The 11658-nt window shown below is 38.9% G+C and carries 4 protein-coding genes and 2 pseudogenes; 5 read left to right on the forward strand and 1 reads right to left on the reverse strand.

Annotated features, from left to right (window positions below; all coding sequences use genetic code 11):
• Nucleotides 1-448: 448 nt before the first annotated feature.
• The 5 genes and pseudogenes from BLR79_RS09440 to pheT all read left to right on the forward strand — a co-directional run.
• Nucleotides 449-1516, forward strand: a pseudogene (locus tag BLR79_RS09440) (alpha-amylase family glycosyl hydrolase); the annotation flags it as partial.
• A 339-nt stretch (nt 1517-1855) separates the two neighbouring features.
• A complete protein-coding gene (locus tag BLR79_RS07345; protein ID WP_407643820.1) occupies nt 1856-7090 on the forward strand; it encodes a pullulanase in 5235 nt (1744 codons plus the stop codon).
• 232 nt (nt 7091-7322) lie between these two features.
• Nucleotides 7323-7454, forward strand: coding sequence for an allophanate hydrolase subunit 1 (locus BLR79_RS09330; RefSeq protein ID WP_143338813.1), 132 nt, complete (start codon nt 7323-7325; stop codon nt 7452-7454).
• Nucleotides 7455-7868: 414 nt separating this feature from the next.
• A complete protein-coding gene (gene pheS, locus BLR79_RS07350) occupies nt 7869-8927 on the forward strand; it encodes a phenylalanine--tRNA ligase subunit alpha (protein WP_092086467.1) in 1059 nt (352 codons plus the stop codon).
• Nucleotides 8927-11344, forward strand: coding sequence for a phenylalanine--tRNA ligase subunit beta (pheT, locus tag BLR79_RS07355; RefSeq protein ID WP_092086470.1), 2418 nt, complete (start codon nt 8927-8929; stop codon nt 11342-11344). Before pheS ends, pheT begins: the two co-directional genes overlap by 1 nt.
• Before the next feature lie 94 nt (nt 11345-11438).
• On the opposite strand, the pseudogene BLR79_RS07360 reads toward pheT, so the two are convergent.
• A pseudogene (locus tag BLR79_RS07360) lies at nt 11439-11658 on the reverse strand (transposase); the annotation flags it as partial.

Below are 11658 nucleotides of genomic sequence, written 5' to 3' on the forward strand. Positions count from 1 at the left end.
AACCTAATGTCCCATTTAGATACTCTTCGACAACCTTTAATTTGAATTCATATGAATACTTTTGTGACACAAAAATGACCCCCGTAAAGTTAGATTTTTAACTCTAACTTTCGGGGGTCACCTCATTCAAGCAACAATTGATAAGGCTTTTAACTTTAAAGAATCAGGAATTATTGATTTAACCATTCAAGCACCTGATACCTTTGAAGTGGCTAAAGTTGAAATCGACACTAAAAGCTTAGGAAGCAACCGTTTATTATCCGTTTCACCTGAATTGATGAGAACTGTTATCACTGCTAGTCCAGAAGTTGCTCCAGGAAAATATACTTTATCTATTACTGTCATTAGTAAAACGAATGAGTCATATTCTAGCCAAGTAGAAGTTGAAATCACCCCTTATCAAAAGAAATCCCATGAAATTGATTGGGATGAAGAAATTATTTACTTTATGGTAACGGATCGTTTTAAAGATGGAGATTCAAGTAACAACAATCCTTACAATATGCCATATAAAGAAGCACGCAATCAAATGGGTACTTATTTAGGTGGGGATTTTAGAGGAATTATTAATAAACTAGATTATTTAAAACAATTAGGTATTACATCCATTTGGATTACCCCGATTGTCCAAAACGTTGTCCATGATGTAGGTAATGAAAAAGATGGTGAATATTACGCTTATCATGGGTATTGGGCATCTGACTTTGAAAAGTTAAATAAACATTTAGGAACCTTAGATGAATTCCATGAACTAATCGATAAAGCTGCTGAAGCTAACATTAAAATTATGGTCGATGTTGTTTTAAACCATGCCGGCTATGGTATGGATGGTCAAATGAATGTTAATAATAAACAAGGATTTCCAACAGTAGATGAACAAAAAGCCTTTGAAGGAATGTTTAGAACAGAAGATTTAGGCGGGGACGTTCAAACCAGTTTAGCCGGTCTACCTGACTTTAAAACAGAAGACCATACAGTTCGTGACCAATTAGTTAAGTGGCAAACGGCTTGGTTAGATCAATCTAAAACAGCTAAAGGAAACAGTATTGCTTATTACCGCGTTGATACGGTAAAACACGTGGAACCGACAACATGGCAACATTTCAAAAATGAATTAGCAGCCAAAGATCCAAAGTTTCGTTTAATTGGTGAAGAGTTTTCGGCTAAATATCAACAGCCGACCGTTTACTTAAGTCAAGGAATGATAGATAGCTTACTTGATTTTGGCTTTAAAGAGATCGCACAATTGGTATATGATGGTCGTTTAGAAGAGGCCATGGATCACTTACAAAAGCGTAATGACTTTTTAACACCTGTCGAAACTTTAGGTCAATTTTTAAGTAGTCATGATGAGCCAGGCTTTTTATACAAAAATAACTACGATTCAGTGGCTCAACTATTGGGCGCAACACTTCAATTGACGGCTAAAGGCCAACCTGTTATTTATTACGGTGAAGAAATTGGTATGTCAGGTGATGAGAACTGGCCGTTTTATGATAACCGTTATTTATTTAATTGGAGTGAAGTTGAAAGTGGCGAAAATGAGTTCCTAGATCATTATCACAAACTGATTGCTTTTAGAAGAGCATATTCAGAACTTCTTTCAAGAGGAAGTCATCAAACTCTTTCAGGATCAGATCAAAATCGTTGGATTCTTTATGATCGTAGCTATCAAGACGATCAAGTCGTTGTAGGACTTAATCGTGCGCAACAAGATAAGTTATTAAAGCTTTTTGTAACGAATGAAAGTGCGGTCGTAACGGATCATTACTATAATCAAACTTATCAACCGATTCTAGAAGGACAAGATTGGATAGTAAAAGTTACATTACCGAGCGCAACAAATGGTGGAACAATGTTGCTTCATACACAAAATGGTCAAATTTTACGTGCCGAAGAATATGTTGAAGACATTACATCTATTCCTGAATTACAAGAAGGACACGTTCGCATTCATTTTGAAAAGTTACCCGACTATCCCGTTGAATCGTTAGGTATTTGGTTATGGGATGACTTTGAAGCACCATCGACTGAATGGCCACAAGGAGCAATTTCTCTAAAAGAAGGATTTAAAACAAATTGGGGCTATGCGATCGATTTACCTTTGAATGATAAATCGAAACACAAATTAGGCTTTAAACTAAATCACCGAACTCAAGGCGAAGTGGGCGATACAGATCATGTAGTGGAATTATTTAATGATAAAGTGCCTCAAGTATGGGTCAATGAAAAGGGCCAGTTGTTCTTATATGAGCCACTTAAGACTAATCATGTGCGCATTAATGTCAACATGGATCTATCGAATTTCCAAGAGCCAGGTGTATGGGCTTGGAAAGATGGAGGAACGATCTTTAAGGATTGGAACAACAATACTCAACGTATCATTCAAAAAGAAGGTCTATGGTACTTCGATATTCCAATGAATCAAGAAGCGAAGGATTTAGGTTTCTTAATTGTTGATTTAGCTAATAAAGATCAAAAAACTCAAGACTTTGTTTATGATCGCTTAAATGGCCATACACAATTATTCATCCGCGATAAGGATAAGATTGTCTATGATAATCCATATTATTATAACGCCTCTAAACCAACGGGAGCGCGTTTGACCAAAGTGGATCGTCTAGAAGTGTCTTATACTAGCGTTGAATGGTTAGACGAAGCATTTATTAAAGATCAAGTCATCGTTCGTTCCGGCGAAACAGTTCTTCCAGTAACATCCATTAGCGTGGATAAAGACACAAACCAAATAATTTTAGTCGGTGATTTCAAGCAAGATAAACCATTAATTGTTGAAATTGAAAAAGAACCATTTAATGTAGTTATGGACTGGCGTCTAAAAGATGAGTTGTACGCCTACGATGGACCATTAGGGCTCGAACTATCCGAAGACGGCTTAACTGGTTCCTTGAAACTATGGTCACCATCCGCTCAAGAAGTCAATATCATTATTTACGATAAGAAAGATCCATCAAAAGTAGTCACTACATTAAAAACAAATAAATTAGATAAAGGTGTTTGGAATGTGGATCTTGATGGCGCTAAAATCGTAGGTGGTTCATTAATAGATTACTTCTACCACTTTGAAATTATCCGTCAAGGAAAACGCGTTCTTGTTTTAGATCCATATGCACACTCATTAGCTCAATGGGAAAACCCAGCTAACGCTCAAGAAGCACCCTTAGAAAAACGCATCGCTAAAGCTGCTTTCGTTAATCCGAAAGCGATAACTAAAGATTTAGACTATGCACAAATTAAAGGCTATCAATCAAGAGAAGACGACATTATTTATGAAGTTCACGTTCGTGACTTTACAAGTGACCCTTCTATTGTAGACGAATTAAACCAAAAACAATTCGGAACCTTTACCGCCTTTATCGAAAAATTGGATTATATCCAGTCATTAGGGGTTACACACATTCAATTGTTACCTGTGATGAGTTACTATATGGCAAATGAATTCAAAAACCATTTACGTGAATTAGAGTACTCTTCAACGGACAATAACTACAACTGGGGCTATGACCCACAAAGTTACTTTGCTTTAACGGGAATGTATTCAAGCGATCCAAGTAATCCAACGAAGCGCATTCAAGAGTTTAAAGAGTTGATTGACGCAATCCATCAACGTAATATGGGAGTTATTTTAGATGTGGTTTATAATCATACGGCCCAAACGCACATCTTTGAAGATTTAGAGCCGAATTACTACCACTTTATGAATGCGGATGGTACTAGTCGCACGAGCTTTGGTGGTGGGCATTTAGGAACGACTCACCATATGGCACGCCGCATTTTAGTCGATTCCATTAAATATTGGACAGATGTATTTAAAGTCGATGGATTTAGATTTGATATGATGGGAGACCACGATGCAGAGTCTATTCAAAAAGCTTTCGATGAAGCGAAAAAATTAAATCCAAACATTATTATGATTGGTGAAGGATGGCGCACTTATGCAGGGGATGCTAATTCACCTTATGTTCAACCAGCCGACCAAGATTGGGTTCAACACAGTCAAGCGTTAGGGGTATTTTCAGATGAAATTCGTAACAGATTAAAATCAAGTTACCCAAATGAAGGACATCCACGCTTTTTAACCAATGGTGCAGTGAATATTGGTCAACTCTATCAAGATATTAAAGCTCAACCAAGTAACATTCCTAATGCCAAACCAGGCGATGTCGTTCAATATATTGAAGCTCATGACAACTTAACGCTGTTTGATATTATTGCTCAAGCAACACAAAAGGATCCTAAAGATCACAGTCAAGAAATTTTAGATCGAATGAAGTTAGGAAATACGATTATTTTAACTTCGCAAGGAACCACCTTCATTCACGCTGGGCAAGAGTATGGGAGAACCAAGCAATTTAAGCATGAAGACTTTAAATCACCTGTTGACACACCGCCGTATAAGAGTCATTTGTTAACAGATAAAGACGGCAATCCGTTTGAGTATCCATACTTTATCCATGATTCCTATGATTCATCAGATGCGGTGAACCGTTTTGACTGGAATAAAGCGACTAATAGTGAGGATTATCCGCTGCACACACAATTAGTGGAATACACTAAGGGATTGATTGAATTAAGACGATCAACCAAAGCCTTTAGATTAACTTCACGTCAATTAGTCGATGAACAGATGCGCTTAATTACAAATCACTCAGGCGACGATTTATTAATTGCTTATCAAGTGACTGATCCTGAAACAAACGATGTTTACGGAATTTTTGTGAACGCTGACAATAATAAACGGGAAGTTTATTTATCTGATGAGTACCTCAAGTTATTGGATGGGGATATCATTGTTGATAAAGTAAAAGCCGGTATTGTAGAACTTACAAATCCAGTCGGCGTGGTTAAAGAACAAAATAAATTAGTCTTAGACGGCTTAACTTCAGTGGTTATCAAGTTAGCAGCCGAACAACCTGAAGAAGAACCGGATACAGAACCAACTCCAGAAGTTCCTGAAGATACAGAAAAACCAGAAATACCGAGCGAGGATACAACACCAGAGACACCTGAAAAAGAAGATGGCTCATTCGAAGAATCAGGAGATTTCGAAGAGAAACCTGGAGATCCAGGAAAAGATGACGAATCTTCAGAACAACCAAGTGAACAAGAAGAGAAACCAGAAGAATCAGGAGACGGTTCAACCTCTGAAGAACCAGGAAAAGATGGAGAAACTTCGGAAGAACCTGAAGATACAGAAGAGAAACCAGAAACACCAGGCGAGGACTCAACACCAGATACACCTGAAAAAGAAGACGACTCATCCGAAGAATCTGAAGACTCAGAAGAAAAACTAGAGGTGCCGGGCGAAGGCTCAATCCCTGAAGAGCCAGGAAAAGATGGTGAATCTTCAGAACAGCCAGGCGATTCAGAAGGGGAACCAGAAACACCAGGAGACGATTCAACTCCTGAAGAGCCAGGAAAAGACAGTGAATCCTCAGAACAACCAGGTGAGCCAGAAGAAAAACCAGAGGTGCCGGGTGAAGGCTCAACACCAGAAGAACCTGAAAAAGACGGTGAAACCTCAGGAGAGTCTGAAGATACAGAAGAGAAGCCAGAAGTTCCTGGAGAAGGTTCAACACCAGAAGAACCAGGAAAAGATGGTGAATCTTCAGAACAGCCAGGCGATTCAGAAGGGGAACCAGAAACACCAGGAGACGATCCAACCCCTGAAGAACCAGGAAAAGACGATGAAGCTTCAGAGCAATCAGGAGAATCAGAAGATCAACCAGAAACACCAGGTGAAGATCCAACCCCTGAAGAACCAGGAAAAGACGATGAAGCTTCAGAGCAATCAGGAGAATCAGAAGATCAACCAGAAACACCAGGTGAGGACTCAACACCGGAGGTTCCAGAAAAAGGCGGCGAATCCTCAGAAGAATCAGACCAGTCAGAAGTACAACCGGAAGTTCCAGAAGATGGTTCAAAGCCAGAAGAACCGGAAAAAGGTGGAGAATCCTCAGAAGAGTCAGGCGATCCAGAAGAAAAACCAAATGTTCCAGAAGATGGTTCAAAACCTGAAGAACCAGAAAAAGACGGTGGATCTTCAGAAAACCCAGACGAGTCAGAGGAGCAACCAGAAGCGCCAAATGAAGATTTAACACCGGAGACACCAGGAAAAGATGGTGAGACATTAGAAGAATCAGGCGAATCAGAAGCACAACCGGAAGTTCCTGGAGACGGTTCAAAACCAGAAGAATCGGAAAAAGATGGAGAATCCTCAGAAGAGTCAGGCGAGCCAGAAGAAAAACCAAATGTTCCAGAAGATGGTTCAAAACCAGAAGAACCGGAAAAAGATGCTGAATCTTCAGAACAACCTGAAGACTCAGAAGAACAACCAGAGGTGCCGGGTGAGGGCTTAACGCCAGAAACATCGCAAAAAGATGGTGAAACCTCAGAAGAATCAGGCGATTCAGAAGAGTATCCGGAAGTTCCTGGAGACGGTTCAACCCCTGAAGAATCAGGAAAAGATGGAGAATCCTCAGAAGAATCAAGTGAGCCAGAAGCACAATCTGAAATTCCTGGTGAGGACACAACACTAGAGACACCAGAAAGAGATAACAAACCATCTGGTCAACCTAGTGAAGAGTTAACGCCAGACCAACTAGAAGGCTCTAACGAACACTCTGAAATTTCAAGTGAACAATCCGTTCCAGAATCTAGTCCATCAATGGGGCAGACGATTCAACCATTGATCGATAGACCTCTTGATGCGTCATCTGTTTTACCAATTAGTGGGCGTACTCCAACGGTAGCTGGCAGACCTTCAAATAGCAATCCATTTTACGCAAGTCTTCTAGCCCAATTATTAGGTTACTTAAATAACAACAGACTTGAAGATGTAGCTACAAATAAAAAAGACAAAGAAGTTAAAGAAGAAACATCAGTTGAAGAAATGGCAATTAAGAAAGATGAAGAAACAAGAAGTCATGAATCGAGTGATACAACTTCAATTAAAGAAAGCCAAACAAAAGAAGACACAACGGATAAACCTAATTTAGAGCTTATTTTCTCTGTTGCTGTATTATCCATTTTAGGTGGAATCGGCGTAGTAAAAAGAAGAAAAAACAACTAACTATAGTGAATCGTCACTACAATAGAAAATAAGTCTACTTAGTATAACCTAAGATTACTTTTAATTAAGTGATCTTAGGTTTTTTATTGTTTTTTAGGTGATATTTCAAATATTAATTTAGATGTTGGACATATATCTCTTTCTTCTAATGGGTAGTGTAAAAAAGCTAGGATAGGCTCAGAAACGCTATGTAGTGTGATGATATATTTTGATAAATAAAAAGAGATATCTTGTGGAGGTTGCGCAATTTAGCGAAGATGCGGTCGAGATTGAATTAAAAGGTCGTATAGATTCTAATATTAATGTCCAACTAGCAGTGTTAAAAGAATACATCTCAAATTTAAATTTACCGGGGATTATCTAATTTTATTTAGTTTATACAAGTTTAGTTATTTATTTCGTACTAGAACTTTAAGTATGTGTCATATATGTTTGAATACTCTAGAAGGCAAACTCAGCTAAAGGCTAATGACAAGTTGACAATCCTTTTAAAATCGCTATACTAAAGTAAGTAAATTAAAAATAAAAGCAATGAGGAAATCACACATTTACGCTAACAACAGGGATACTTAGTGAGTGAGAATAAGTAATGTAAGTCGTAAATTATTCAATTTCTTAGCTAACCTATAAAGAATGATTGAATTCGAACAAGGTTCCGCCTGCCACGGTTAATGGCACTAAGTGCACATTATTTATGTGAACAAGGGTGGTACCACGGTAGCGCGTCCCTTTTTAGGGACGGGCTTTTTTATTTTTTATAAAGGAGATGACAAACCCCATGATTGAACAATTAAAACAAACAATGGATCAGTTGGAACAGTCCGCTTTAAAAGCGATTGAACAATCAAACGATTTAAAGCAATTAGACGAAGTCCGTATTCAATATACAGGCCGTCAAGGTGAATTAACTAATATCGCTAAAGTGATGAAGGATTTATCTAATGAAGAACGTCCTCAGTTAGGGCAAATGATGAATGGCTTCAAAAAAGTATTTGAAGCAGCTTATGAAGAGAAAAATAATTTTCTTCAAGAAGAAGTTTTAAATGCTCAGCTAGAAGCCGAAGTAATTGACGTAACTCTTCCAGGACGCAAACAAACGTTAGGAACGCGTCATATTATCACTCAAACGATGGAACAAATTGAAGATTTGTTTTTAGGGATGGGCTATCAAGTAGTTGAAGGTCCTGAAGTAGAATTAGACCTATACAACTTTGAGAAGATGAACTTACCTAAAACTCACCCAGCTCGCGATATGCAAGACACTTTTTATATCGATGATGAATTACTGTTAAGAACGCATACATCTCCAGTTCAAGCAAGAACGATGGAACAACATGACTTTAGCCAAGGGCCGCTCAAAATGATCAGTCCCGGTAAAGTATTCCGCCGCGATGATGATGATGCAACTCACTCTCATCAATTCCATCAAATTGAAGGACTGGTTGTAGATAAAAATATTACTCTAGCAGACTTAAAAGGAACCCTTTTAGTCTTTGCTCAAGAGTTATTTGGTAAAGACCGTAAAATTCGCTTACGTCCAAGTTACTTCCCATTTACTGAACCTTCCGTTGAAGTAGACGTTAGCTGTTTTAAATGTGGTGGCGAAGGATGTCACGTGTGTAAACACTCGGGATGGATTGAAATTTTAGGAGCGGGTATTGTTCACCCAAACGTCTTAGAAATGTCTGGCATCGACTCAAGCGTTTATAGTGGATTTGCCTTTGGCTTAGGTCCAGACCGCGTAGCGATGTTGAAATATAATATCGATGATATTCGTCATTTCTACCAAAACGATATTCGTTTCTTAAGTCAATTTAAAGGAGGATCAATTAAATAATGTTAATTTCAATGGAATGGCTAAGTGATTTTCTTGATTTAAGTGAATGGACTTCTAAAGAAATCGCCGATCAACTATCTTTAACTGGACTAGAAGTGGATGGCGAATTAAATATAGGTCAAAACTTAACTAACTTAGTAGTTGGATATGTTAAAGAATGTGCTCCTCATGAAGACAGTGATCGCTTATCTGTGTGTCAAGTAGACGTTGGCGAAAAAACTTACCAAATCGTCTGTGGTGCATCAAATATTAAAGCAGGTATTAAAGTGATTGTGGCTTTACCTGGAGCTGTATTGCCAGGAGACTTTAAAATTGAACCGACCGTCTTACGTGGCGTAGAATCTAACGGCATGATTTGTTCCTTACAAGAACTAGGTTTTAAAGAAAATGTGATTCCTAAAAATGCGGCAGAAGGTATTTTCGTGTTACCTGAAGATGCTCCAGTGGGGGAATCCGTTGTCACTTACATGAAGCTAGATGATTGGATTTATGAATTAGATTTAACACCCAACCGAGCGGACGCTTTAAGTATGTACGGTGTGGCTTATGAAGTCGGTGCTATTATTCACCAAACACCTCAATTTAAATCTCACCTTGATGAAGCACTTAAAGCGGATAACTCTCAAATGACTGACTTTACTTTAGATGTCGATGAAAAGTTATCACCTAACTATCAAGCGCGCTTAATTCGAGACGTGAAGGTTGAAGAAAGTCCCCTATGGTTACAAATGCGTTTAATGAAATCAGGCATTCGTCCTATTAACAATATCGTCGACTTAACAAACTACTGTATGTTGTTATATGGACAACCGACTCATGCTTTTGATTTTGACAAACTACCTGCTAATAACCTTGGAGTCCGTTATGCAAAAGAAGGCGAAAAGCTAACAACATTAGATGAAAAAGAGCAAACGCTTCAAACAACAGATATTGTTATTACAAGTAACGACCAACCCGTAGCCTTAGGCGGGGTCATGGGAGGACTAGAAACAGAAGTCACTGATGAGACGACAAATGTATTATTAGAAGCGGCTGTATTTAACCCATTAAATGTTCGTGAAACCTCTAAACGTTTAAACTTACGCTCTGAATCAAGCAGTCGTTTTGAAAAAGGGATTAACGAAGCGTTAGTCGACGAGGCCGGAGATAATTTAGCAGCGATGATGGCTGAGTTAGCAGGCGGAAAAGTGGATCCAACCGTTCAAAAAGCAACAACTCCTGCACCGGAACCAGTTAAAGTGACGGTCGCTTATGAAGATATCCCTCATAAATTAGGGATTGATATCACCCGATCCGAATTAGAAACTATTTTTGATCGTTTAAATTTTGAAGTCGAGTATGGCGAGGAAGATTTTACCGTCATCGTTCCGTCGAGACGTTGGGATATCACTATTAAAGCCGATGTTTTAGAAGAGATCGCTCGTATTTATGGTTATGATAATATTCCGACAACTTTACCTGTGGTTGCGGCTACACCAGGTCAATTATCAAAGCGCCAACATTTAACTCGCGAAGTGCGCCGTGTGTGTGAAAGTGTTGGTCTAAACCAAGTGATTAGTTATGGTTTAACATCTAAAAGACGGGCTCAATTACTAGCCGACCGCAACCAGCCAACGGTTGAATTACTGTTGCCACTAAGTGAAGAACGTGCTGTTTTAAGACAGAGTATGTTCCCAGCCCTAGTAGAAATTGCTCAATATAATATCGCAAGACGGGCTAAAGGGTTAGCTTTTTATGAATTAGGCCAAGTGTTCTTTAGCCGTGGGGAAAACACATTACCTGTTGAAGAAACACGTCTAGCTTTATTAGTTTCAGGAACTAAACAGTTAAATGAATGGAATCAAACCAAAGAAGATTACGACTTTTTCGACTTAAAAGGAATGATTGAGACGCTATTTGAAGATTTAACGTTAGCCTCTCACTTAAATTTTGAAGCGACTAATCGCTTTACTGAGTTACACCCAGGTCGTAGTGCCAATATTTTACTAGACGGCGAAGTGATTGGAATTATGGGGCAACTTCACCCAACCTTAGCTAGTGAATATGACCTACCTGAAGAAACATTCTTTGCTGAACTCAATATGGAGAAAATCTATGACTTTGAAACAGCCATGGTTGTTCAACAAACAATTCCGCGCTACCCAGCAACGACTCGAGATTTAGCTTTACTTGTCCCACAAGAAGTCACACATCAACAATTGGTAGAAACAATTGAACAAGCCGGCGGAGACCACCTTGTTCAAGTTGATTTGTTTGACTTATACGATGGAGAAGGAATTCAAGAAGGTATGAAGTCGCTGGCTTACCATTTAACGTTCCAAGATCCAAGTAAAACATTAAAAGATAAAGACATTGATCGAGCAATGGAAGCCATTCAACAAGCGCTTCAAACCATTGACTCCCTAGAGATCCGTTAATGAAGAAGAGCCTGTGACATAAGTCGCGCAAATAAATCCCCCGAATGATCCATTGGTGATCGTTCGGGGGATTTTTTAAAAGAGCCCGCTAGCAGAGGGCTAACTTTCTTAAGTTAGCTGCTAATAACGCGAGGCCTATTTCTTGTTTCACCCAATTCCACGAACGTGAAATTGGGTGAAACCCAAACAAGCCTTCAAAAACCCAAATGCCGGCTCCACGTCGATTTTTCGACGCGCATACACCTTGGCGCATTCAGGATCTGAAAGCTGTTCGCGCTGTTGCGCTTTAAAATATTCGTAAGAAGGATTGACTT

Source organism: Dolosicoccus paucivorans (genome assembly GCF_900100125.1).
GTDB classification, from domain to species: domain Bacteria; phylum Bacillota; class Bacilli; order Lactobacillales; family Aerococcaceae; genus Dolosicoccus; species Dolosicoccus paucivorans.

Bases quoted from the DNA above. Each gene is read 5' to 3' on its own strand.
- pheT (WP_092086470.1), top strand. From the start codon at position 8,927: ATGTTAATTTCAATGGAATGGCTAAGTGATTTTCTTGATTTAAGTGAA.
- BLR79_RS07345 (WP_407643820.1), top strand. From the start codon at position 1,856: ATGTTGCTTCATACACAAAATGGTCAAATTTTACGTGCCGAAGAATAT.
- pheS (WP_092086467.1), top strand. From the start codon at position 7,869: ATGATTGAACAATTAAAACAAACAATGGATCAGTTGGAACAGTCCGCT.